This is a genomic window from Erythrobacter alti (genome assembly GCF_037996805.1).
Taxonomy (GTDB): Bacteria; Pseudomonadota; Alphaproteobacteria; order Sphingomonadales; family Sphingomonadaceae; genus Alteraurantiacibacter; species Alteraurantiacibacter alti.
In genome coordinates, this window is the sequence record NZ_JBBNAX010000005.1 from 64,400 (window position 1) to 88,009 (window position 23,610).

At 60.6% G+C, this 23,610-nt stretch carries 19 protein-coding genes and 1 tRNA gene; 17 read left to right on the forward strand and 3 right to left on the reverse strand.

Annotation, left to right across the window (positions count from 1 at the left end; genetic code table 11):
* Positions 1 to 115 precede the first annotated feature (115 nt).
* The gene (dnaK, locus tag AAC850_RS05695; RefSeq protein ID WP_340587715.1) at positions 116 to 2,053 is read left to right on the forward strand and encodes a molecular chaperone DnaK; all 1,938 of its coding nucleotides are present in this window, start codon (positions 116 to 118) and stop codon (positions 2,051 to 2,053) included.
* 72 nt (positions 2,054 to 2,125) lie between these two features.
* The gene (dnaJ, locus tag AAC850_RS05700; RefSeq protein ID WP_340587716.1) at positions 2,126 to 3,247 is read left to right on the forward strand and encodes a molecular chaperone DnaJ; all 1,122 of its coding nucleotides are present in this window, start codon (positions 2,126 to 2,128) and stop codon (positions 3,245 to 3,247) included.
* Between the two features lie 30 nt (positions 3,248 to 3,277).
* On the opposite strand, the gene AAC850_RS05705 is transcribed toward dnaJ, so the two are convergent.
* The gene (locus AAC850_RS05705) at positions 3,278 to 5,587 is read right to left on the reverse strand and encodes a patatin-like protein (protein WP_340587717.1); all 2,310 of its coding nucleotides are present in this window, start codon (positions 5,585 to 5,587) and stop codon (positions 3,278 to 3,280) included.
* Between the two features lie 110 nt (positions 5,588 to 5,697).
* Here AAC850_RS05705 and radA point away from each other — a divergent pair, with 110 nt between their 5' ends.
* The 10 genes from radA (at position 5,698) to AAC850_RS05755 (ending at position 17,432) form a co-directional block, all read left to right on the forward strand.
* Complete coding sequence (gene radA / locus AAC850_RS05710) at positions 5,698 to 7,065, forward strand: DNA repair protein RadA (protein ID WP_340587718.1); 1,368 nt, start codon at positions 5,698 to 5,700, stop codon at positions 7,063 to 7,065.
* Positions 7,066 to 7,076: 11 nt separating this feature from the next.
* A complete protein-coding gene (locus AAC850_RS05715; RefSeq protein WP_340587719.1) occupies positions 7,077 to 7,607 on the forward strand; it encodes a CvpA family protein in 531 nt (176 codons plus the stop codon).
* The gene (locus AAC850_RS05720) at positions 7,604 to 8,035 is read left to right on the forward strand and encodes an iron-sulfur cluster assembly scaffold protein (protein ID WP_340587721.1); all 432 of its coding nucleotides are present in this window, start codon (positions 7,604 to 7,606) and stop codon (positions 8,033 to 8,035) included. Before AAC850_RS05715 ends, AAC850_RS05720 begins: the two co-directional genes overlap by 4 nt.
* Positions 8,036 to 8,065: 30 nt before the next feature.
* Positions 8,066 to 9,703, forward strand: coding sequence for an MFS transporter (locus tag AAC850_RS05725; protein ID WP_340587722.1), 1,638 nt, complete (start codon positions 8,066 to 8,068; stop codon positions 9,701 to 9,703).
* On the forward strand, positions 9,690 to 10,736 hold the full coding sequence (alr, locus tag AAC850_RS05730; RefSeq protein WP_340587723.1) for an alanine racemase: 1,047 nt from the start codon (positions 9,690 to 9,692) through the stop codon (positions 10,734 to 10,736). Before AAC850_RS05725 ends, alr begins: the two co-directional genes overlap by 14 nt.
* A 46-nt stretch (positions 10,737 to 10,782) precedes the next feature.
* The gene (phaR, locus tag AAC850_RS05735) at positions 10,783 to 11,394 is read left to right on the forward strand and encodes a polyhydroxyalkanoate synthesis repressor PhaR (RefSeq protein ID WP_422723178.1); all 612 of its coding nucleotides are present in this window, start codon (positions 10,783 to 10,785) and stop codon (positions 11,392 to 11,394) included.
* A 112-nt stretch (positions 11,395 to 11,506) separates the two neighbouring features.
* Positions 11,507 to 13,051, forward strand: coding sequence for an aminoacyl--tRNA ligase-related protein (locus AAC850_RS05740; protein ID WP_340587724.1), 1,545 nt, complete (start codon positions 11,507 to 11,509; stop codon positions 13,049 to 13,051).
* A 115-nt stretch (positions 13,052 to 13,166) separates the two neighbouring features.
* Positions 13,167 to 14,546 carry a M28 family peptidase gene (locus AAC850_RS05745; RefSeq protein WP_340587725.1) on the forward strand — a complete coding sequence of 460 codons (1,380 nt, stop codon included), beginning with the start codon at positions 13,167 to 13,169 and terminating at the stop codon, positions 14,544 to 14,546.
* An 18-nt stretch (positions 14,547 to 14,564) separates the two neighbouring features.
* Positions 14,565 to 16,868 carry a ribonuclease R gene (gene rnr / locus AAC850_RS05750; protein WP_340587726.1) on the forward strand — a complete coding sequence of 768 codons (2,304 nt, stop codon included), beginning with the start codon at positions 14,565 to 14,567 and terminating at the stop codon, positions 16,866 to 16,868.
* A gap of 48 nt (positions 16,869 to 16,916) precedes the next feature.
* Positions 16,917 to 17,432, forward strand: a complete 516-nt coding sequence (locus tag AAC850_RS05755) for a peroxiredoxin-like family protein (RefSeq protein WP_340587727.1) — start codon at positions 16,917 to 16,919, stop codon at positions 17,430 to 17,432.
* Between the two features lie 9 nt (positions 17,433 to 17,441).
* Here AAC850_RS05755 and AAC850_RS05760 read toward each other — a convergent pair whose 3' ends face one another.
* Complete coding sequence (locus tag AAC850_RS05760; protein WP_340587728.1) at positions 17,442 to 17,894, reverse strand: universal stress protein; 453 nt, start codon at positions 17,892 to 17,894, stop codon at positions 17,442 to 17,444.
* Between the two features lie 132 nt (positions 17,895 to 18,026).
* On the opposite strand from AAC850_RS05760, the gene AAC850_RS05765 reads away from it, so the two are divergent.
* The 3 genes from AAC850_RS05765 to lpdA are packed head-to-tail and all read left to right on the forward strand — an operon-like array spanning position 18,027 to position 21,254.
* Positions 18,027 to 19,454, forward strand: coding sequence for a 2-oxo acid dehydrogenase subunit E2 (locus AAC850_RS05765; protein WP_340587729.1), 1,428 nt, complete (start codon positions 18,027 to 18,029; stop codon positions 19,452 to 19,454).
* Between the two features lie 13 nt (positions 19,455 to 19,467).
* Positions 19,468 to 19,833 (forward strand): acyl-CoA thioesterase, encoded by a 366-nt coding sequence (locus AAC850_RS05770; RefSeq protein WP_340587730.1) that lies wholly within the window; start codon positions 19,468 to 19,470, stop codon positions 19,831 to 19,833.
* An 11-nt stretch (positions 19,834 to 19,844) separates the two neighbouring features.
* Positions 19,845 to 21,254 carry a dihydrolipoyl dehydrogenase gene (lpdA, locus tag AAC850_RS05775; protein WP_340587731.1) on the forward strand — a complete coding sequence of 470 codons (1,410 nt, stop codon included), beginning with the start codon at positions 19,845 to 19,847 and terminating at the stop codon, positions 21,252 to 21,254.
* A gap of 12 nt (positions 21,255 to 21,266) precedes the next feature.
* On the opposite strand, the gene AAC850_RS05780 is transcribed toward lpdA, so the two are convergent.
* A tRNA-Ser gene (locus AAC850_RS05780) sits at positions 21,267 to 21,356 on the reverse strand.
* Positions 21,357 to 21,490: 134 nt separating this feature from the next.
* Here AAC850_RS05780 and AAC850_RS05785 point away from each other — a divergent pair.
* Both AAC850_RS05785 and AAC850_RS05790 read left to right on the forward strand, forming a co-directional pair.
* Positions 21,491 to 22,525: a lytic murein transglycosylase gene (locus AAC850_RS05785; protein WP_340587732.1), complete on the forward strand. Its 1,035-nt coding sequence runs from the start codon at positions 21,491 to 21,493 to the stop codon at positions 22,523 to 22,525.
* Positions 22,515 to 23,603, forward strand: coding sequence for an SPOR domain-containing protein (locus AAC850_RS05790; protein ID WP_340587733.1), 1,089 nt, complete (start codon positions 22,515 to 22,517; stop codon positions 23,601 to 23,603). The genes AAC850_RS05785 and AAC850_RS05790 overlap by 11 nt, the downstream gene beginning before the upstream one ends.
* The last annotated feature ends 7 nt before the right edge of the window (positions 23,604 to 23,610 follow it).

Below are 23,610 nucleotides of genomic sequence, written 5' to 3' on the forward strand. Positions count from 1 at the left end.
AAAAGCACACCTATATCCGCCCTCGTTACACAGCTTTTTGAGCTGCCGAGTGGCTTTGCCGAACTGGCGGGAAGTCGATAGTGCAGCGTCCAACGTTTGAAAGAGATGGGGAATTATGAGCAAGATTATCGGGATTGACCTGGGTACCACGAACAGCTGCGTGTCCGTGATGGAAGGCGGCAAGCCCAAGGTTATCGAAAATTCTGAAGGCGCGCGCACGACGCCGTCGATTGTCGCCTTCACCAAGGATGGTGAGCGACTGATCGGTCAGCCTGCAAAGCGTCAAGCAGTCACCAATCCGGACAATACGCTGTTCGCGATCAAGCGTCTTATTGGCCGTCGGTTCGATGATCCGACCACCAAGAAGGACATGGACCTTGTTCCTTATGACATCGTCAAGGGCAAGAATGGCGACGCGTGGGTCGAAGCCGGCGGCGAAGAGTATTCGCCCAGCCAGATTTCAGCTTTCATCCTGCAAAAGATGAAGGAAACCGCCGAAAGCTACCTCGGCGAATCCGTGACCAAGGCGGTCATCACCGTTCCCGCTTACTTCAATGACGCACAGCGCCAGGCGACCAAGGACGCCGGCCAGATTGCCGGTCTTGAAGTTGAACGCATCATCAACGAGCCGACTGCGGCTGCACTCGCCTATGGCATGGACAAGGACGAGGGCAAGACCATCGCCGTTTATGACCTTGGCGGCGGCACTTTCGACATCTCCGTCCTTGAAATCGGTGACGGCGTGTTCGAAGTGAAGTCGACAAATGGCGACACCTTCCTGGGCGGTGAAGACTTCGACAACGAGATTGTCGAATATCTGGCCGACCAGTTCAACAAGAAGGAAAACATGGACCTGCGCAGCGACAAGCTCGCACTCCAGCGTTTGAAGGAAGCTGCCGAGAAGGCCAAGATCGAGCTGTCGAGTTCGCAGACGACCGAAGTGAACCTTCCGTTCATCACCGCACGCATGGAAGGTGGTTCGTCCACTCCGTTGCACCTTGTGGAAACCATCAGCCGCTCGGATCTCGAAAAGCTGGTCGGCAAGCTGATCGACCGCACGCTCGAGCCTTGCAAGAAGGCGTTGGAAGATGCCGGTGTCACCAAGGACCAGATCGATGAAGTGATCCTGGTTGGCGGCATGACCCGTATGCCACGCGTGCGTGAAGTGGTCGAAAAGTTCTTCGGGACCAAGCCTCACACCGGCGTGAATCCGGACGAAGTCGTGGCCATGGGTGCTGCAATCCAGGCGGGCGTCCTTCAGGGCGACGTCAAGGACGTTCTCCTGCTCGACGTGACGCCGCTGTCGCTCGGTATCGAAACGCTGGGCGGTGTTTTCACGCGCATGATCGACCGCAACACCACGATCCCGACCAAGAAGACACAGGTCTACTCGACTGCCGAGGATAACCAGAATGCGGTGACAATCCGCGTCTTCCAGGGCGAGCGTGAAATGGCGGCGGACAACAAGCTGCTTGGGCAGTTCGACCTTGTCGGCATTCCCCCCGCTCCGCGCGGTGTGCCGCAGGTGGAAGTCACGTTCGACATCGACGCCAACGGCATCGTGAACGTGTCCGCAAAGGACAAGGGCACGGGCAAGGAACAGCAGATCCGCATCCAGGCATCGGGCGGTCTCAACGAGTCCGACATCGAACAGATGGTGCAGGATGCCGAGAAGTTTGCCGAAGAAGACAAGAAGCGCCGTGAAAGCGCCGAAGTCCGCAACAATCTCGACAGCCTGGTCCACGCGACCGACAAGCAGCTCGAAGAGAATGGCGACAAGATCGATGCTGGCCTCAAGGGCGAGATCGAAACTGCCGTTGCCGAAGCCAAGACTGCACTGGAAGGCGAGGACGTCGAGGCGATGAAGGAAAAGAGCCAGAAGCTCACCGATGTCGCCATGAAGATGGGTCAGCAGATCTACGAACAGGATCAGGCTGCCGCCAACGCCGGTGCTGCTGATGCAGCTGCCAGCGAAGACGCTTCCAAGCCCGCAGAGGAAGAAGAAGTGGTCGAGGCCGAGTTCACCGAAGTGGACGACGAGAACAAGGGCTAAACAGCCTGATGGGAACCGCAGCCGCCACCGACGCCCAAAGCGCCGGTGGCGGTCCGGTTTTGGGGATTCCGAATGTCTACTGGTGAAGTCGATTTCTACGAGCTGCTTGGCGTCGCACGCGATGCCGATGCCGCAACCTTGAAATCATCCTACCGCAAGAAAGCCATGAAGTATCATCCGGACCGCAATCCGGGCGATGCCGATTCCGAAGCACAGTTCAAGATGATCAACGCCGCGTATGAGGTCTTGAAAGACCCGCAGAAGCGAGCCGCTTATGATCGCTATGGCCACGCCGCTTTCCAGAATGGCGGACCGGGTGCTGGCGGTCAGGATTTCAGCGATCTGGGCGATATCTTCGAGACAATCTTTGGCAGCGCATTCGGCGGCGGTGCCGGGGGCGGGCGTGCGCGTCCGCGTCGTGGCGCAGACTTGCGCTACGACATGCAGATCACGCTGGACGACGCTTTCCACGGCAAGTCCACGCAGATCGAGGTCGAAGTTTCCACCGCATGCGAAACCTGCACTGGTACAGGAGCGGAGCCGGGTACTTCACGGCGACGCTGCGAGCTATGTCATGGCGCAGGAAAGGTGCGGGCGAAGCAGGGCTTCTTTGTAATCGAACGCCCATGTCCCAACTGCCACGGCGCAGGCGAAGTCCTCGAAGCACCGTGCAAGGATTGCCGGGGCGAGGGCAGGGTCGACACCCCGCAGTCACTCGAAGTCGAAATTCCCGCCGGGGTGGACAATGGCACTCGCATACGCATGTCGGGCAGGGGTGAAGCCGGCCCCCGCGGCGCGCCAGCAGGCGATCTGTATATTTTCGTACATGTCAAAAAGCACGACGTGTTCGAACGCGAAGGTACTGCGCTGTTCACGCAGGTGCCGATCAGCTTCACGAGCGCGGCGCTGGGCGATACGATTGAAATTCCCGGTCTGGACGGACAAATCCATGCGATCGACATCCCTGCCGGGATTCAGTCAGGCAAGCAGCTCCGCAAGCGCGGCGCAGGTATGCCCGTCCTGCAAGGGCGCGGACGCGGCGATATGGTGGTCGAAGTGATGGTGGAAACGCCAACCAGGCTCAGCAGCCGCCAGAAGGAAATCCTGTGCGAATTCCGGGAAACCGAGACGGGTGAAGAATGTCCTGAAAGTCGCGGTTTCCTCAACAAGATCAAAGATGTTTTCGGAGTTTGATGCAATCTAGATGGGCGGGACCGTTGTCGTTCAACCCATCTTCGCCAGGATTTCCTCGCGCATATTGCTCACCAGATTGGCATTGCACAATCCGCGCTCCTGTTCCTCATCACAGATCGCCAGGAATGCATCGCGCTTGAAAGAGACGCAATTGCTGTCCGAAATACCACCCGGAACGGTCGAACATACCAGGTCGATCATGCGTTCAGCGCCATGCAGCCGGCCCCAGAGGTAATCGTTTTCACGATAGAACCGGCTGAAGAAGGCGCCGAAATTGTAGAATTCGGTGCCGCGTAGTGTTTCTGCGGTTCCTTCGCGCAAGCTGCGGGCATCGTCAGGACTGATCCGGTCCACTTTGACCGGGTCGAATTCCGTCAGGCCCTCATTGCGAAGCAAGGGCAATGTCGCGACGTCGTAGAACGGGAATCCGAGATAGGTCAGCAGCACCTTGCGCCGTAAATCCTTGGGCATTGCTTCCATCGCCTCGGCAATGATCTTTTCCGCTCCGACATCTGCATCGCGCAAGGCACGTCGTTCAGCCAACGTATCGAGAAATTTTTCCGGATTCTCGACCGCATTGGCCGCGATCTCGGGAAAGTCCGGGCCAAGTGTCCCGACATCCTCGCGCATGGAATAGAGCGAAAAAGCGCGATAAACTTGCTCCCTTGCTGCTTCCAGTCCCTCGTCCGGAATGTCTGGATCTGCGTCCCATTCGCGCGACAGCCGCCGCGCTAGCAGCCGCAAGCGGCGAACGCGAAAGGCCAGATCATGATCCCGCAGGAATGTGATTGCAGGCTCGCTGGCTCCGCCGCCGGGTGCGCCCAGCTGCTCCAGCCCGCGCCTGTCTATCACTCGCCGCAATGCAGAGGTTATCGTGTCAATATCTTGCCGGTGGGCGTCGGGGGCTGCCGAGTGTGCAAGCTCGGCAAGCCTTTCCACGATCCCGGTAACCTTGACCTGCGCATAGGAGTGGAATGCATAATCTGCCCGTTCGGCCGCAGCTTGTTGTGCGCGCGCTCTCCAGGCGGCGAGCCGTTTGCTGGTCGGCCTGTCGAGAAACAGGGTTCTGCCAAATAGCTTTTCCACGACCGCCTCGATTTCGGGACGCAGGGCTCTCACGATCTTGCGAAGGCTGTGCGCCTCACGCGATTGCTCTTCCAGCGTTTCGAGATTGTCGCGGATAGGCTGTTCGCGCGGGATGGTAGAGAGCGAGCCGACGATGGCGGAGAAAAACCCAACTGGACGCAAGTTCTCGCCTTTCTCCGTAGCCCGGCGGCGCGGGCTTGGATCGATATAGACGAATCGCCGGTCCACCTCGCGCTGTGCCGGGCGAGCGCTCAGGCCCGCCATCGCGCCGGCGAAGGGCGCGTTTACCAGAACGGATCCATCGATAAGGGCAACATGGTCGACCGTGTCGCGTTCGACATTCGTGGGCATGATGCGCTTGAGAAATTCGTCCCTGCTAGACCAATCCTCGGCACCGAGCTGGTCGATCTCGCTGACCTGGAGCGGGGGGAATGCACCGGGGAAGCTGGCCGTGGCGCGAGCTGCCAAAGTCAGCTCGCAACGATGTGCAAGACTGTGCCCTCCGACATCCGGTGTCTTGACCCGGAAGCCAATGGACATGCGATGTTCGGTTTCTTCGACAAGAGGCGGACTGTTAAGCCTCAGCAATTCGCGGTGCCCGCGATAGTCTGTCGCCGTGACGAGGAGATCGATCGGATGACCGGGAGGCAACAGCGGCTTGGCCACTTCCTCTGCCGCCATGGCTCCCAATGCATCGTACAAAAGCCGCGTAAAGCCGGGTCCGGAAAACGGCGGTTCGAACCAACGCCCACGTACAAGGTTCGAGAGCTTGCGGCGCACTTCAGCGCGGGTTTCCACCGCCACGCTTTCGCTCACGGCGTTGCCCGGGCGATTGCTGAGATACCAGACGAAAGGACGCATGAAGGGCTTGGCGGCAATGTCGGACCATGGACGCGCTTCCTCGGCCACCAGTTTTTCCACGTCAGCATTCTCGAGCCACATTTCTGTCAGCGGCTCCAGGTCCTGTCCCGAGTGGATGGCCTGCGCGAGGAAAACCGCGTTGATGCCACCCGCGCTGGCGCCGGTGATGATGTCCGGTAAGACTCGCAGCCGCAGACCGTACGCTGTTTCTATGTGGTAGAGCAGCTTTTCATACACGGCTTCGACACCGACTTGCTGTGCGATGTTGGGGCCGTGATATGTGCGGCTGGCGCGGGCCAGTTTCCAGATTTCCTTGGTAACGCCGTGCATATAGACAGCCAGGCTAACGCCACCGTAGCAGACCAGCGCGATCCTGAGTTCTTTCTGCCGCATCGCCCGTGAGATTGGCAGAACATGCGCGAAAAGCATAGGGGCCGTATCAAGCTATCCTCCACTACAAACGCGGCTTGTGTTCTTTTTCTGTTCCGTTTATCGCAGCGCGCATGGCAAAGCCCAAAAGACGCTACATCTGCGCCGAATGCGGCGGTGTATCCTCACGCTGGCAGGGACAATGTCCGGATTGCAGCGAGTGGAATACGCTGGTGGAGGAAGCGCCCGAAACCAAGTTCACCGCCAAGCACGACCTGTCCAGCGGCGGCCGGGCAATCGCTTTCGAATCGCTCGATTCCCCGACAAAGCCGCTCAACCGGCGGAGCACCGGACTTGCCGAGTTCGACCGTGCGCTTGGCGGCGGGCTGGTGCCGGGTTGTGCAATCCTGATGGGCGGCGAGCCGGGTATCGGGAAATCGACGTTGCTGCTCCAGGCTGCGGCAGCCATTGCGAAGACCGGCGGCGATGTCGTTTATGTCAGCGGGGAAGAGGCTACCGGCCAGGTGCGAATGCGGGCCAAGCGTTTGGGGCTGGCCGATGCTCCGATCAAGCTGGCGGCGGCAACTTCCGTCCGCGATATTTTGACCACGCTCGGGAAGGGCGGCGCACCCGATATGCTCGTGGTCGATTCGATCCAGACGATGCACTCCGACATGATCGAAGGCGCGCCCGGCACTGTCAGCCAGGTGCGCGCCAGTGCATTCGAACTGATCCGCTATGCCAAGGAGACCGGCACCTGCCTCGTGCTGGTCGGCCACGTCACCAAGGATGGCAACATCGCCGGCCCTCGCGTGCTGGAGCATATGGTTGATACCGTAATGAGCTTCGAAGGAGAGCGAAGCCACCAATATCGCATCCTTCGTAGCCTGAAGAACCGATTCGGCGCGGTCGACGAGATCGGGGTGTTCGCAATGGAAGGGCAGGGGCTGGAGGAAGTTTCCAACCCGTCATCACTATTCCTTTCGGGCCGGGAAGAGCCGATCGCTGGCAGCGCGGTCTTTCCGGCGATTGAAGGTACGCGTCCGGTGCTGGTCGAGATTCAGGCGCTGATCGTGCGGCTGCAGTCGGGCGCAACCCCGCGCCGCGCTGTTGTCGGTTGGGACAGTGGTCGCCTCGCGATGTTGCTCGCGGTGCTTGAATCGCGCTGCGGCCTCAGCTTTTCGACGGCCGAGGTCTACCTCAATGTCGCGGGCGGTTACCGTCTTTCCGATCCGGCGGCAGACCTTGCCGTGGCAGCCGCGCTAGTTTCCGCCTTGGCAGATAAGCCGCTCGCTGCCGACGCCATTTGGCTGGGCGAAGTTTCCCTTTCGGGCGAAGTGCGCCCCGTGGCCCATTCGGCGCTACGGTTGCGCGAAGCCGCCAAGCTGGGATTCAAGCGGGCGTGCGGACCGGTGGATGGCGGACAGGACGTGAAAAAGCTGGGTTACAGCGATGTTGGCGGCGTGGCGTCACTCGTTGACCGGGTGATGGCCAGCGCATAAATGCGTAAGTAATGACAGCTTTCGATCTGATCGTACTCTTGCTCATCGGAGTAGGGGCAATTGGCGGATTTCTGCGCGGTTTCGTGCAGGAAGTGCTTTCGCTTGCGGCCTGGGTACTTGCCGTGTTCGCGATCCATTTCCTGCATACAGACCTGACGGCAGCGATCCTCGAATACATGGGATCACCGATTACGGCGGCGATCCTGGCTTTCGCGCTGCTCCTGCTGATTCCCTATGCCGCGATGAAGCTGATAGCGCGTGTTGCAGGCCGCAAGGCGCGCGAATCGGTGCTTGGCCCGATTGACCGCGTGCTCGGCTTCGGTTTCGGCGCACTCAAGGGCGTCATCATCGTGGTCCTCGCATTCTCGCTGCTCGTTCTCGGTTACGATACCGTATGGGGAGCGAAAGGGCGCCCGCTATGGATTGCCGAAGCACGAACCTACCAGCTCGTTGACGCCGGATCGCGCGCAATGGTGCAGATTATTGCCGAGCGACGCGCGCGGATGATCGAGGAAGAGGAAGAGGGCGAACCAGACTTGTGAGCACGCAGGCGCTCTACACTCCGGCGATGCTTGCAGCTGCGGTCGAGCTGGCAGACTATCCGCGACTGAAGGAACCAACTGTGCAAGGCAGTGCGCGATCGATCAGTTGCGGCTCCTCTCTCGAACTCGATTTCACGCTCGGTGGACAAGAGCGCGTGAAACAGGTGGGACTTACGGTACGCGCCTGCGCTGTCGGACAAGCTGCTGCAGCCATTTTCGCGCGCCATGTCGCGGGGAAGTCCCCCGCGGAAATCGCATCGGTGCACGATGACCTGCTCGCCTGGCTCGATGGTGCCGATGGAGAGCCCGATTGGCCTGACCTGGAGCTGATTGCACCGGCACGTGAATATCGCGGACGTCATGGGGCAATGATGTTGCCGTGGAGGGCGGCCACTGCGGCTCTTTCCAGCGTTGCAACTTCGGGCTAGTCCCATGCGCTGTAATCCAAGGGGGAGCGCATGGCGGAAACTGCCGCAGACGTAATTCATCAACCAAGCGCGAAGGAAATTCGCCTCGTGATTGGTGCCAGCAGTGCAGGCACGATTTTCGAGTGGTACGACTTCTTCATCTACGGGACCCTGTTTGCGCTGATCGGCCAGGCGTTTTTTCCCAGCGACAATGAAACGCTGCAGGTCCTGCTCGTCTGGGCAGGTTTCGCCATCGGGTTCGGATTTCGCCCGATGGGCGCAATCATGTTCGGTTATCTCGGGGACAAGCTCGGGCGCAAGTACACATTCCTTGTGACGGTAACGCTGATGGGGATTGCCACTGCCGGGGTAGGGCTGGTCCCAAGCGCTGCCAGCATCGGCCTGTGGGCCCCTGCGATCGTAATCCTATTGCGCATCCTGCAAGGGCTGGCGTTGGGCGGAGAATATGGCGGCGCCGCGATTTACGTTGCCGAGCACGCACCGCCTGAAAAGCGCGGATATTACACCAGCTTTATCCAGGCCAGCGTGGTCGGCGGTTTCGTGTTGAGCATCCTTGTGGTGCTGGCTTGCCGCGCGATCATTCCCGAAGAGCAATTCGCTGAATGGGGCTGGCGCATCCCGTTTCTCCTGTCGGTCGTACTGCTCGGCATTTCGCTTTGGATGCGGCTGAAGTTGAACGAAAGTCCCGTGTTCCGTGCCATGAAGGCGGAGGGTAAGATGTCGGGCAATCCATTCGTGGAAAGCTTCACCTACCCGGGCAACAAGAAGCGCATCTTTATCGCCCTGTTCGGTGTGACCGGAATCCTGACGACAATCTGGTATTCGGCGTTTTTCTCCAGCCTGTCCTTCCTCCAGCGCGACATGCGCCTCGATGAATCGATCGTGGAAATGGTGCTGCTGATCGCAGGTGCCATTTCGATGGGGTTCTACGTGATCGTCGGGAAGTGGTCGGACAAGGTCGGGCGCAAGAAACCAATAATGATCGGCGCCATACTTACGCTGCTCCTGCTTTTCCCGATCTTCTGGGGCATGGGCAAACTCGCCAATCCCGGACTTGCTGATGCTGCCGAGGCCAATCCCGTGGTCGTTTCAGGGTCGGAATGCATCACTGATCCTTTCGCCGATTTGTTCGACCGCGAGCAGACCGAGTGCGGGCGCATCCTGGAAACGCTTACGTCCAGCGGCGTGCAGTACGAACGCGTGCCGGCAGAAGCATTGTCGCTGTCGGTCGGCGGCGAAAACATTGCGATTGATGCAAGTTGGCTCGAGGATGGATCGGCACGCCGCGATGGCATCCAGGCGGCGCTGGCCGAGCGAGGTTTCGATTTCTCGCGCCAGTCACCGCCGATGATCAACCTTGTCGGCATTCTGGCTTTGCTGCTGGTCGCGGCGTTTCTGTCAGCGCTCACATATGGCTCTGTTGCCGCACTGCTGACCGAGATGTTTCCACCGCAGATCCGCTACAGCTCGATGTCTATCCCCTACCATATCGGGGCGGGCTATCTGGGCGGATTCCTGCCCTTGATCTCGGGTTTCATCGTGGCACGGACGGGGGATATCTACGCCGGCCTTTGGTACACTTGGGTGGTTGTCGCATTCGGCGTCATTGTTGCCTGGTGGGGGCTGAAGGGCGGATTGCCGGAAGACTTCCGCGATGAACATTCCTGATGATCTGCCACGCAGCCTTCGCCTTCGATTAGATCGCGCGGCGCTGGCGGCGAACTGGCAGGCGCTGAACAAGCTTTCGGGAGCCGCCGAAGCTGGTGCTGCGGTCAAGGCTGATGCCTATGGGCTTGGCGTAGATGCCGTCGTCCCGACGCTGCGTGATGCGGGGGCGCGGACCTTTTTCCTCGCGCATTGGAGCGAGGTTCCCGCAGTGCTGCGCCATGTCGATGGCAGTGCCGTCAGCGTCCTGCATGGTGTGCGCAATGCCAAGGAAGCAGCCTATTCGCGAGCGATCGGCGTTGTCCCTGTCATCAATTCGCTTCGACAAGCGCAGCTTTGGCAGGAGAGCGGCGGGGGCACGTGTCATGTGATGGTCGACAGCGGGATCAACCGGCTTGGCCTGGCTCCGCGTGAACTCTCCGATCCGGCAGTGCGGTCGCTGGATATCGACATCCTGATGTCACATCTCGCCTCTGCTGACGAAAACAGTCCTCAAAATGCCCGGCAACTCGGGGTATTCAGCGATGTGCTCTCAGGCGTGGAGGCCCGACGTCATAGCCTCTCGAATTCGGCCGGCATAATGCACGGCGCGGATTACCATTTCGATGTCACCCGTCCCGGCCTCGCGCTTTACGGCGGGATAGCCCACCAGGCACTTGCCAACTACATTGCCCAGGTCGCCTATCCACAGGCAGCGATTATCCAGATCAGGAATCTCTCACCCGGAGATGCTGTTGGATACAATGCCAAATGGGTGGCCGATCGCCCGACCCGCGCGGCGACCGTTTCGATTGGCTATGCAGACGGGTTCCTGCGCAGCATGGGCACCGGCGGTGCGCTGCAGCATGGCGATGAACGACTGAAGATTCTCGGCCGCGTTTCGATGGACATGATCGTCGTGGACGTCGGATCTAGCGGGGTGAAAGAAGGCGATTTCCTTGACTTACCATTCAACCTGCCGGAAATGTCGCATCGTAGCGGCCTGTCGCAATACGAAATTCTGACGATATTGGGTGACCGTTTCGACCGAGAGTGACACAGTCCCCATACCGCAATTGCAAAATGCTTGCTGCAAGTGCTAAATGCCTGACAAGCAAATCAAGGGATTTCCCATGGCCGACAAGGCTGACGCAAAATCTGATACCCAATCCGGCACCGTAATTATCAAGAAGTACGCTAACCGGCGGCTCTATAATACCCGATCTTCCAGCTACATTACGCTCGACGACCTGGCTGCCATGGTGCGCGAGGACGTCGACTTCCAGGTGGTGGATGCCAAGACTGGCAACGATATTACCCACTCCATTTTGACCCAGATCATCATGGAAGAAGAGGCAAGCGGGGAGCACATGCTACCTGTCAGCTTCCTACGTCAACTTATTGGTATGTATGGAAATTCCATGCAAGCAATGATGCCTCCCTATCTTGAGGCAGCCATGACCAACTTCGAGGCTAACCAGTCCAAGTTGCAGGATGCTTTCAAGTCCAGCATGGGCGCTGGCGCGCTGACCCGGATGGCTGAAACCAACATGGCCATGTTCCAGGCTGCTGCGCAGGCATTCATGCCCGGTGCCGGCGATGAACCCGCAACCGCCGCGGCAGAATCCGGCAAGGACGAAGGGCGCGAGGACATCGACTCGCTACGTGCGCAAATGGCGGAGATGCAGCGCAAACTGGACAAGCTCGGCGAGTAGGCCAGTCTTTTCTCGTAATTAGGCCGAATTTCGCCGCCAGACCTCTCGACTCGGCGCATCGTGCGCGTCATGGGGGCAAACTGCGTTTTGTCCTGTTCGGGAAAGTCTTAGCATGTCTGCCATCCGCCACGCCCTCACCATCAAGCGCGAAGACGATTTCGCCAAATGGTACCAGGAAGTCATTTCCGCTGCCGATATGGCGGAGGAATCCGGCGTGCGCGGCTGCATGGTGATCAAGCCGTGGGGCTATGGTATATGGGAGCGGATGCAGCGCTTGCTCGATGACCGGATCAAGGCTGCCGGTGTGCAAAACGCCTATTTCCCGCTGTTTATTCCGCTCGCCAATTTCGAACGCGAAGCCGCCCATGTCGAAGGCTTTGCCAAGGAAATGGCGGTTGTCACGCACCACCGCCTGATTGCCGACGGGGAAGGCGGGCTAATTCCCGATCCAGAAGCGAAGCTGGAAGAGCCTCTTGTGGTTCGCCCGACATCGGAGACGATTATCGGCGATGCGATGAGCCGCTGGATACAGAGCTGGCGCGACCTGCCGCTCAAGCTCAACCAATGGGCCAATGTTGTGCGCTGGGAAATGCGCACGCGCATGTTCCTGCGCACCAGCGAATTCCTCTGGCAGGAGGGCCATACCGCCCACGCTGACGAGGACGAGGCGCGGGTTGAGACAATGCGCGCGCTCGAAATGTACCGGGCCTTCGCCGAAGAAGATGTCGCCATGCCCGTAATCGCGGGGGAGAAGCCGGAGAACGAGCGCTTTCCCGGTGCCCGCGAGACATGGTCGATCGAAGCGATGATGCAGGATGGCAAGGCGCTCCAGGCCGGCACCAGCCACTACCTCGGTACCAGCTTCGCAGAAGCTGCGAACATCCGCTACCAGGATCGCGAGGGCGGCCAGCAGCGGTGCCACACGGTCAGCTGGGGCATGTCGACACGCATGGTCGGCGGGCTCATCATGACCCATGGCGATGATGACGGGCTGCGCGTACCTCCCGCGCTCGCCCCGTTCCAGATCGTGATCCTGCCAATGCTGCGCGACAAGCCCGAAGATGAGGCTTTGCTCGACTATTGCGAGGGCCTGCGCGCTGGTCTCGCCGGCCAGTTCGCTCTTGGCGAGCCATTGCGTGTCCTCCTCGATACCCGCCCGGGCAAAGCGGCTGCCAAGCGTTGGGATTGGGTCCGCAAGGGCGCGCCGATCATCCTCGAAGTCGGCTCGCGGGACATGGAAAACGGCGTCGTCAGCATGTTGCGACGTGACGAATTGTGGAACGCGGAGAACGGCAAACCGGCATTTCAGAATCCCACACGCGAAGTTGCGCAGGAAACTCTTTCGTCGGTCCTCGCGGACATGCAGAGTGGGCTATTCACTGAAGCGCGCGAAAGGCGCGAGGCGAATATCACTCGTGACATTAGCGATATGGACGCGCTTGCCGCATTCTTCGGAGAAGATCGCCGTTATCCGGGCTGGGCGGAGGTCCAATGGTCGAAGCCGACTGGAGATGGTCTGAAATCGGTCGAAGAGCAATTGAAGGCACTCAAGCTCACTTTCCGTAACGTGCCCATGAACACGCCGCCAGCGGATGGCACTTGCATCTTCACCGGCGCTCCTGCGGTGGAACGGATTTACGTCGCTCGCGCGTATTGAGATCGGTGGTTCCGGTGCGGGGCTCAGCCTAAGCTATTGATGCATCGCGAATAAGCGCGGGCCTCAATCACGCGAACCCCTTGCCAAAAGCAGCGCAGCAAGCGACATGTGTGCCATGCGTTACCTCATCCCCCTCGCGGCCCTGATCGCCGCGCCCGCCATTGCCCATCAGACAGACCCCGCGGACGGCGTTTCTGTCGAACGGCTGCAAGCCGATGTCGAAACCATGGTGAGCTTTGGCACCCGCCACACGCTTTCCAGCTATGATGATCCCGATCGCGGCATTGGCGCGGCGCTCGATTGGGGTAGGTCTGAATTCGAAAAAGCGAGCGCAGCTTGCGGAGGGTGCCTCGAGACGCGTTTTGTTGATGACATGAGGAGCGGTCGCCGCATTCCCGAACCCGTGCTGATCCGCAACGCGCTTGCTATCCAGTGGGGCAGCGAACGGCCCAATGAAGTTGTCATAATCCAGGGGCACATCGACAGCCGCGGCTCGGATGTGATGGATGCCGAAGTCACGGCACCCGGAGCGAACGACAATGCTAGCGGCAGCGCGCTCGTCCTCGAAGCTGCGCGTATGCTCAGCCAGCGGGAATATCCGACGACGATCATATACGCGCTGCTCTCGGGCGAGGAGCAGGGACTCTACGGCGGCAATGTGCTGGCCGACTATGTGACCGAGCAGGGCTGGACCGTGAAGGCCGTCCTCAACAATGATGTGGTTGGCGGATCATGCGGCTCGGACGGTGTTTGCGATGCTCAGCATTTGCGCGTTTTCTCCGAAGGCGTTCGCGCTGACGCCGACGACGAAACGCGCGCCGCGATGCGCAGCCGGGGCGGAGCGAATGACAGCCCGAGCCGCAATCTTTCTCGCTGGCTGGATAGTCTCGCGGCGGAATATCCCGACGGTCTCGATGTGCGCCAGACCTGGCGCAGCGACCGCATGGGGCGGGGCGGGGATCATCTGCCCTTCCTCGAACGCGGCTACCCCGCCATCCGCATGTCGGTCGCTATCGAGGATTACGAGCACCAGCATCAGGATCTTCGCGTCGAGGATGGCGTCACTTATGGCGATACACCCGATGAGATGGACTTCTCGTATCTGGCGCAGGTAACGCGCTTCAATATCAGGGCCGCAGATCGACTGGCGCGGGCGCCGATGCCTCCGGTGGTCACTGCCGATGGTATCGTTCGTCCCGACACATTGCTCTCCTGGTCCGGCGTGGAAGGCGCAGATGTCTACGTCATCCGCGCGAGGCGCACTGACGAGAGCGACTGGTCGCAGGATATCGGAATCGTAAATTACGAGAGGCCGAGCGATCAGATGCCCATCACCCCGACAAGTGAGCGCGCGCATAGTATCACCGTGCCCCTGCGCGGTGATGACTGGATATTCGGAATTCAGGCCTGCGCCAGCGGTGGTGTATGCAGCCCCGTCTCCAGCGCAGTGCCGGGCGGGGGTTTCTATCCGCTGCCCATCGACAGCGAGGAATAAGCCACCATATAGCGGGTCATGTCCAAACGACCCAATACCCGCAAATTCCAGGGGCTTCCCAGCAAGGACCAGGTTCTTGAGTTCATCAAGAATGCCGATGGTCCCGCTGGCAAGCGTGAAATCGCCAAACACTTCCGCCTCAAGGGGCAGGAGAAGATTGCGCTCAAGGCGCTACTGAAAGACATGGCTGAAGAAGGCCTGATCGACGGCAGGAAGAGCGCCTTTCACCGCATGGGTGGCCTGCCCAAGGTGACCGTACTGCGCATCGTCGAGATCGATGAGGGCGAACCCATTGCCATCCCCGAAAGCTGGCAACCCGATGACGCCACGCCGCCGCCGCGCCTGCGCGTGATCGAGCGCAAGAAGCAGGCCGCGCTGCGCAAGGGCGACCGCATCCTTGCACGCACCGAAGAGGCCGGACGCGGCTGGATCGCCCATCCCATGAAGAAGCTGCCTTCGGAAGATGGCGCGATGATGGGCGTGCTTGAAGTGGACAAGAACGGGCAGGCCTGGCTCGCCCCTGTCGACAAGAAGATCCGCCATTCCACCAAAGTGAGCGACAGGGGCGGGGCCGAGCCGGGCCAACTGGTGCTCGCCGAACCCGCAGGGCGCGGGCGTAATGCCAGCGCCAAGGTCACCGAAGTGCTTGGCGATCCGCTTGCTCCCAAGAGCTACAGCCTCATCGCGATTCACAAATTCGGCATTCCGCACATCTTCCCGCAAGAGGTTCTCGACGAGGCCCAACTGGCGGCGAAACTGCCACTACACGAAGACAAGCGCGAAGACCTGCGCGACTTGCCCATTGTTGCCATCGATCCCGCCGACGCGCGCGACCACGATGACGCCATCTGGGCAGAGCCGGATGGCAAGGGTGGCTTCAAGGCGCTCGTCGCGATTGCCGATGTTTCCTATTACGTACGCCCCGGCGGCAAGCTCGACCGTGAGGCACGCAAGCGCGGCAATTCGGTATATTTCCCCGACCGCGTGGTACCGATGTTGCCAGAGGTACTCTCGGCCGATGTCTGTTCGCTCAAGCAGGATGAAGATCGGGCTGCGATGGCTTGCCATCTGGCGATCAATGCAAAGGGCCAGATCACCGATTGGCATTTCACGCGCGCGGTTGTCCGCATCCATCACAACATCGCCTATGAGGATGCGCAGGCGAGTATCGATGCGGACGAAGCGCCCGAGCACCTGCAAAACCTGTGGGGCGCGTGGAAATTGCTTGCGTCGGCGCGTGACGACCGTGACCCACTCGATCTCGACCTTCCCGAACGCCGCGTTGTGCTCAACGAACAGGGTCAGATCGAGGAAATCGCCGTGCGCGAACGGCTCGATGCCCACCGCGTTGTCGAAGACTTCATGATCGCGGCCAATGTCGCGGCGGCCAAGGCGCTGGAAAGCAAGGTCCAGCCTATCGTCTACCGCATCCACGAACAGCCAACGCGAGAAAAGCTGATCGCGCTGCGCGAATATTTCGACGCCATCGGCAAGAAGCTGGCGCTGGGCCAGGTGATCACGCCGGGCCTGTTCAACCGTATGCTGAAGGACATCGGCGACCCGGCCGAAAAAGCGCTGGTGATGGAGGCCGTGCTGCGCAGCCAGACGCAGGCCTATTATGGTCCGCAAAATGCGGGTCACTTCGGGCTGGCGTTGGGCTCCTACGCGCACTTCACCTCGCCAATCCGCCGTTATGCCGACTTGCTGGTGCACCGCGCACTGGTGGATGGATTCGGTCTGGAGCTGCCTGCGCCCAAGGGCCGAATCCCCGACTCTACAGGGCTGGCAGAGCGTGACCGCGCCGATCTGGGCAAGATCGCCGACGCGATCAGTGTGACCGAACGCCGCGCGATGGAAGCTGAGCGCGACACGGTGGATCGCTATGTCGCCGCGTGGCTGTCCTCCCGTGTTGGAGAGGTATTCACCACCCGCATCACCGGCGTGCAGAGCTTCGGCTTCTTTGCCACCATTGTCGGGCTGGGCGGAGATGGGCTGGTCCCGATCTCCACGCTGGGCCGCGAATACTTCCGCCATGATGAAGGCGCACGTGCACTGATCGGCGAGGATAGCGGTACGAAATATGCCGTGGGTGACACGCTGGAATTGCGACTGGGCGAGGCCAATCCGCTGACCGGCGCGCTGAAATTCGAACTACCCGAAGGCGGAGGCCACCAGAAGGTCCGACCCCGTGGGGAACGCCCTGCACCGCGCAAGGGGCGTTCGTTCAAGAAGGGGCCTCGGCGCGATAAACAGGGCAAGCATCAGGTCGGCCAGCGTGGGCGACCCGGCAACATCCGGCATCAGGGCCGCAAGAAGAAGTAGCGGAACGCCTTACCTGTTCGGATCATTGATCGGGAAAGGAGAATTCCATTGATCAAGCCCGGCCAGACCGCCCCCGACCTCGACCTTCCGCTCACCATCGATGCCCGTTTCGAGCTATCCAGGCAGGAACCCGAGAGCTTCACCATGCTGGTGTTCTACCGCGGCAAGCACTGCCCGGTCTGCAAGCGCTATCTTGAAGAAATCGGCGACAGACTGGACGACTTTACGTCACGCGGAATCAACGTGTTTGCCATCTCGATGGATAGTGAAGAACGCGCACTAATCTCCCACAATGAATGGGAAACTGGTAATCTGCCTCTTGCCCATGACCTGTCTGAAGACCAGGCGAGGGAATGGGGCCTCTATATCTCGAAAAAGCGCGAAGGCAGCGAGGAGCCGGTGGTGTTTTCAGAGCCGGGCCTCTTTCTTTTGAAGCCCGACATGACGCTCCATTTCGCGGTCACGCAAAATGCGCCGTTCACGCGCCCATCGCTCGACGAACTCCTTGGCGGGATCGATTTCACGCTCGACAAGGATTACCCAACACGCGGCACTTTGACCTGACCACAAGGCTTAACTCAGGCGGTCGATTTCCTCGTGCGACAAGCCGCCCGGTATGATGAAGAGCGGGCAGCTCAAGCTGCCGACATGGCTGGAGAAGTGTGACACGAGCGGACCAGGCGGGCCCTCCGGCGCGGCGCTGAGAACAAGTGCCGCGACCTCGGGATGTTCCTTAAGGTAATCCGACACCACCGTCTTGCTGTCACCCACGCGCACCGCGATCTGCGGCATCTTGCCGCTCTCGTAGGCGAGTTCTCCCGCAGCCGAATTGGCGAGCACTTCTGCACGGTCGCGCGCTTCCTCCTCGATCGTTGCCTGCACACCGCCAAAGGCGCTGAAGGCCTGCTTGGGAACGAGCGCCAGCAAATGCACCATGCCGCCGGTCTTGGCCGCACGGCGCGATGCAAAACGCAGCGCAACATGGGCCTCTTCGGTTTCATCCACGATCACCAGATAAACGCGCATTCGTATTTCCCCATCCAAGGGCTTTGGTATCACGTGAAATCGCGCCATAGGCAAGAAGCCTTGCTCCAGCAGCGCAAATTGGCCAATGAACAACTACTGATTTCCTAGCAGACAAGGGAGCCTGCTTCACCCATGCCGATCGCCATCAAGATGCCCGCCCTTTCCCCCACGATGGAGGAAGGAACGCTCGCCAAGTGGCTTGTAAAGGTGGGGGACAGCGTCTCTGCCGGTGACATCATGGCCGAGATCGAAACCGACAAGGCGACGATGGAATTCGAAGCCGTCGATGAGGGGGTTATCGCCCATATTCAGGTCGAAGAAGGCACCGAAGGTGTGGCCGTCGGCACGGTAATCGCGACTTTGGCTGAAGAAGGCGAAGATGCTGGCAGTGTGGCACCTGCCGGCGATGGCTCTGCTGCCGCTCCGGCCGAAACCCGTGCTCCTTCGCCAGCCCCTGCTGCAAGCTCCGATGACGGGATCAAGATCTCGCCCAGCGCGCGGAAGATGGCCGAAGAAAATGGCGTCGATCTCTCGACAATCACCGGCACAGGACCTGACGGACGCATCGTCAAGGCGGATATTGAGGGCGCTCCCGCTGGCACAGCAAGCGCCGCACCTTCGCCCGCTCCCGCAGCTTCTGCACCTGCCGCTTCGGGCGACCGCGTTGTCGCCTCTCCGCTTGCGCGCCGCATTGCCGAACAGAAAGGCCTCGATCTTTCGCAGATCACGGGCACCGGACCCAATGGCCGCATAGTGAAGGCGGACGTCGAAAGCGCCAAACCCGGCGCCGCTGCTCCGGCCGCTGGCGCCCCGGCACCTTCCGCTGCTGCGGCTCCCGCAGCCGCACCGACGCAGGGACAGGATTTCGGCATTCCGCACGAGGTCGAAAAGCTATCGGGTATGCGCAAGACCATCGCGCGCCGCCTGACCGAATCCAAGCAGCAGGTCCCGCATATTTACCTCACGGTCGATATCCGCCTCGACGCGCTGCTCAAACTGCGCAGCGAACTCAACGCCGCGCTCGAGCCGCAGGGCGTGAAGCTCTCGGTCAACGACCTGATGATCAAGGCGCTGGGCAAGTCGCTCGAAGCCGTACCCGCCTGCAACGTCCAATTCGCAGGCGATACAATGTTGCAGTTCAAGCGCGCCGATGTGTCGGTTGCGGTGAGCATTCCCAACGGACTGATTACGCCCATCGTCACTGACGCAGGCGGCAAGGCCGTTAGCAAGATCAGCACCGAGATGAAGGACCTTGCGGGCCGCGCCAAGGAGGGCAAGCTGGCTCCCGAGGAATATGTCGGTGGCACCGCCAGCCTTTCCAACATGGGCATGTTCGGCATCAAGCAGTTCGAAGCGGTGATCAATCCGCCGCAGGGCATGATCATGGCCATCGGCGCGGGAGACAAGCGCCCCTATGTGGTCGATGACAGCCTGCAGATTGCAAGCGTGATGAGCGCCACCGGCAGCTTCGACCACCGCGCCATCGACGGAGCGGACGGCGCGCAGCTGATGAAGGCGTTCAAGGAAATGATTGAGGCACCGCTGGGGCTGGTGGCCTAAGGTCTCTCCCCGTATGTCCCGTAACCCCGCCATGCGCACCGTCGCCATGCCCGCCGATGCCAATGCCTATGGCGACATTTTCGGCGGCTGGCTGATGAGCCTGATGGATTCGGGTGCTGGCCTCGTCGCGGCTCGGCGCGCGCAGGGTAGGGCGGTTACCGTCGCGATGGACGGGGTCGAGTTTCACAAGCCAGTGAAGGTCGGTGACGAAGTCTCCGTCTATGCCGAGATTACGCGGGTCGGGAAAACCAGCTTGGTCATCGCCGCCGATGCCTACCGGCGCGAACGCCATTCGGAGGAAGAGCAGAAAGTCACCTCCGCCAAATTCACATTCGTAGCGATCGATGACGCGGGCAATCCGCGACCGGTCGAACAATAGGAGCAACTCACGTGTCCAATTACGACGTCATCGTTCTCGGTTCCGGCCCCGGCGGCTATGTTGCAGCGATCCGCTGTGCGCAGCTCGGCCTCAAGACCGCGATTGTGGAGCGCGAAAACCTCGGTGGCATCTGCCTCAACTGGGGCTGTATTCCGACCAAGGCGCTGCTGCGTTCGGCGGAAATCCTGCATTACGCGCAGCACGCCAAGGATTACGGGCTCAAGATTGCGGGCACTATCGAGGCTGACCTGGAAGCTGTCGTGAAGCGTAGCCGCGGCGTCGCCAAGCAGCTTAGCTCGGGCATCGCGCACTTAATGAAGAAGAACAAGATAACCGTCCACATGGGCGAGGGCACGCTGAACGGCCCCACCAGCCTGACGGTCAAGGGTGACAAGGGTGAGGAGAAGCTCACCGCCAAGCATGTGATCGTCGCCACCGGCGCGCGCGCCCGCGACCTGCCGTTTGCCAAGGCCGACGGTAATAAGGTCTGGACCTATCGCACCGCGATGACCCCGCCCGAAATGCCGAAGAAACTTCTGGTGATCGGTTCGGGCGCGATCGGCATCGAATTTGCCAGCTTCTACAACGACATGGGCTGCGATGTTACCGTGGTTGAAATGCTCGACCGAATCGTTCCGGTGGAAGACAAGGACGTGTCCAGCTTCCTCGAAAAAAGCCTCACCAAGCAGGGCATGACGATCATGACCGGCGCGGGTGTCGAGGATATCAAGGTGAGCGACAAGGGCGTGACCGCCAAGATCAAGGCCAAGGATGGCAAGGTCGAGACTTCGGAATTCAGCCACTGCATCACGGCTATCGGCATCATGCCCAACACCGAGAATATCGGCATCGACAAGCTGGCCAAACTGGATCGCGGATTCATCCAGATCGACCCCTACGGCCGCACCAAGTCCAAGGGTCTGTGGGCCATCGGCGATTGCACGCCCGGCCCGTGGCTGGCACACAAGGCGTCGCACGAAGGTGTGACCGCTGCCGAGGCAATCGCGCAGGAGCTGGGCAACAAGGACGTTCACCCGCACCCACTCAACCGCGATGCGATCCCGGGTTGCACCTATTGCCACCCGCAAATCGCCAGCGTCGGTCTGACCGAGGCGAAGGCCAAGGAATCCGGGCACGAAGTGAAGGTCGGCATGTTCCCCTTCATCGGCAACGGAAAGGCGATTGCGCTGGGCGAGGCCGAGGGTTTCACCAAGACGGTGTTCGACGCCAAGACCGGCGAACTGCTCGGTGCGCACATGGTCGGCGCGGAAGTGACCGAAATGATCCAGGGCTACACCATCGGCAAGACGCTTGAGACGACCGAGGCGGAACTGATGCAGACCGTGTTCCCGCATCCGACCATCTCGGAATCGATGCACGAGAGTGTGCTCGGCGCTTATGGGAAAGCACTGCATATCTGACGCGGGCAATGCTGGCGGATGGGGTGGGATTCGAACCCACGAAGGGCTTGCACCCTTGCTGGTTTTCAAGACCAGTGCATTCAACCGCTCTGCCACCCATCCGACCGAGCGGGAGCGAGCTAGCGCGAAACTTTCCCAATGTCACCTGCACATATCGCCGTGATACAGAATCAGTTCACCGCATAAGGCGCAGGCAGGGGATTCCCCGTGCTCTCACATTGCCTTAAGGACAGGACATGACAATCGCTCCCCTTCGCCACATCGGCATCGCAGTCGCCTCTTGTTTCCTTGTCGCCTCCCCGGCGAGTGCGCAAAACCAGTCGTTCCAGGCGTACCTGGACAGCGTCGCCGTGCAGGCGCGTAGTGAAGGTGTGAGCCAGGCGACGATCAACCGCGTGTTCTCCGACCTCACCCCCAACAGCCGCGTGCTCGAGCTTGACCGGGAGCAGGCCGGTTCGGGAGGCAATCTCAATCCGGCGACCGGCTTCGCGTGGATGTCGAGCTATATCTCCAGGCACAACACCGATGCCCGTATTAATGGCGGTCACGCGACGTTGCGCAGGATCGGCAATCTGGCGAGCGAGGTCGAGCGGCGCTACGGGGTGCCGGCAGAGATCGTCGTGGCCATCTGGGGTCATGAGACTGCGTACGGACGGGTCATGGGCGGTTTCGACTTGCCGCGATCACTCGCTACGCTGGCGTGGGATGGCCGCCGCCGCGAGCTATTCGAACGGGAGTTGATCGATGTCCTGAAGATGGTCGACCAGGGCGTTCCGCGTTCGCGGCTGGAGGGAAGCTGGGCGGGCGCATTCGGCAACGGACAATTCCTGCCGAGCGTATACCTCCGGCTCGCTGTCGATGGCGATGGCGACGGTGACCGCGATGTGTGGAATTCGGATGCTGACACGGTCCATTCGATCGCCAACTATTTCCGCGATGCCGGATGGCGCACCGGACAGCCTTGGGCAGTCCGGGCATATGTGCCCAATTCCGCCAACCGCTCGGGCATCGAAAGCACTGTCAGCGCACCTGTCTGTCCGCGCGTGCATGACCGCCACAGCCGCTGGCTGACCGTGCGCGAGTGGCGCGAAAGAGGCATCACACCGATGGCGCCCATATCCGATGACACGATGGCCGCGCTGTTCGAACCGGACGGTCCGGCGCATCCCGGCTACCTCTTAACCCAGAATTATAGGGTTATCCTCGAATATAACTGCTCGAATTACTACGCCATGAGTGTGGGGTTGCTAGCAGATGAGATTGCCCGATAAAGCCCGATTTGCCGCGCTAAACCGCGTCGGATTAACCGTTTTGTGTATCGCTGGCCTGTCGGCGTGTGCCGCAGCTGGAGGTAATACCCGCGATTCGAACCTCGCCAGCGCGAGCGTTCTGCAATCGACTTCCAACGGTCCTGCGGCAGACTATCCGATCATAATCGGCGCTCCCTACAGCATCGGGGGCACCGAATATGTCCCCCGCGATGCGCTGAATTACGACCACGTTGGCTATATCACGACCGATGCTGGCGCGATGGGTTATTCGGGCGCACATCACACCTTGCCCGTTCCAAGCTATGTCGAGGTCACATCACTCGAAAGCGGACGTACTGTGCTGGTCCGGTTGGAGCGGCGTGGGCCGATGAATTCCAACCACCTCATTGCACTGTCGCCTGCTGCAATGGCCCAGCTTGGTGCCAACGAGGAAACGCCAATCCGCATGCGCCGCGTCAATCCGCCCGAAGTCGAGCGTTTTGCGCTGCGTGGCGGCGATGCCGCGCCCCTCCGCATGGATACTCCGCAATCACTCCTGACAGTCCTCCAGCGCCGACTTCCCGCCAGCGGGGCCGCTTCGCTGCGTTCCGGTAGCAACACTGCGCAGCCGTCCGGCAATGAAAGCGCGATCGAGGCAATAGAATTGGCAGCATCCCAGGCTCCGCAGGCACCGATGCCCGAAGTCGGCGTGGATGAGCCAATGCTCGAAGCTGCGCCTGTGCTGACAGAGAGCACTTCGTCGGTGCACCCGCAGTTCGAAGGTGACGCATCCGGCGCTCCTGAACCAACGCGGTCGGACACCGATTTCGCTGAAGCATTCGAGCCGGGTTCGGAAGCCGCGCCGGTCACGGTTCGAACACCTGCGGCCGAAGGGAACTTCGTCGTTCAAGCTGCGGCATTTTCGACTGTCGAGCGTGCTGAACGCGCTGCTGATGCTCTCGGCGGACAAGTGACGCAGGCAGGTCGATATTTCCGCGTTCGTACCGGTCCGTTCGTCACCCGTGGAGAAGCCGAGGCGTCGCTCGCCAATGTTCGCCGCGCAGGGTATAGCGACGCACGAATCCTGACCAGCGGTTGATAGGCCT

Coding starts and splice junctions, on each gene's coding strand:
- dnaK (WP_340587715.1), top strand. CDS start 116: ATGAGCAAGATTATCGGGATTGACCTGGGTACCACGAACAGCTGCGTG.
- dnaJ (WP_340587716.1), top strand. CDS start 2,126: ATGTCTACTGGTGAAGTCGATTTCTACGAGCTGCTTGGCGTCGCACGC.
- AAC850_RS05705 (WP_340587717.1), bottom strand. CDS start 5,587: ATGCGGCAGAAAGAACTCAGGATCGCGCTGGTCTGCTACGGTGGCGTT.
- radA (WP_340587718.1), top strand. CDS start 5,698: ATGGCAAAGCCCAAAAGACGCTACATCTGCGCCGAATGCGGCGGTGTA.
- AAC850_RS05715 (WP_340587719.1), top strand. CDS start 7,077: ATGACAGCTTTCGATCTGATCGTACTCTTGCTCATCGGAGTAGGGGCA.
- AAC850_RS05725 (WP_340587722.1), top strand. CDS start 8,066: ATGGCGGAAACTGCCGCAGACGTAATTCATCAACCAAGCGCGAAGGAA.
- alr (WP_340587723.1), top strand. CDS start 9,690: ATGAACATTCCTGATGATCTGCCACGCAGCCTTCGCCTTCGATTAGAT.
- phaR (WP_422723178.1), top strand. CDS start 10,783: ATGCCTGACAAGCAAATCAAGGGATTTCCCATGGCCGACAAGGCTGAC.
- AAC850_RS05740 (WP_340587724.1), top strand. CDS start 11,507: ATGTCTGCCATCCGCCACGCCCTCACCATCAAGCGCGAAGACGATTTC.
- AAC850_RS05745 (WP_340587725.1), top strand. CDS start 13,167: ATGCGTTACCTCATCCCCCTCGCGGCCCTGATCGCCGCGCCCGCCATT.
- rnr (WP_340587726.1), top strand. CDS start 14,565: ATGTCCAAACGACCCAATACCCGCAAATTCCAGGGGCTTCCCAGCAAG.
- AAC850_RS05760 (WP_340587728.1), bottom strand. CDS start 17,894: ATGCGCGTTTATCTGGTGATCGTGGATGAAACCGAAGAGGCCCATGTT.
- AAC850_RS05765 (WP_340587729.1), top strand. CDS start 18,027: ATGCCGATCGCCATCAAGATGCCCGCCCTTTCCCCCACGATGGAGGAA.
- AAC850_RS05770 (WP_340587730.1), top strand. CDS start 19,468: ATGTCCCGTAACCCCGCCATGCGCACCGTCGCCATGCCCGCCGATGCC.
- AAC850_RS05785 (WP_340587732.1), top strand. CDS start 21,491: ATGACAATCGCTCCCCTTCGCCACATCGGCATCGCAGTCGCCTCTTGT.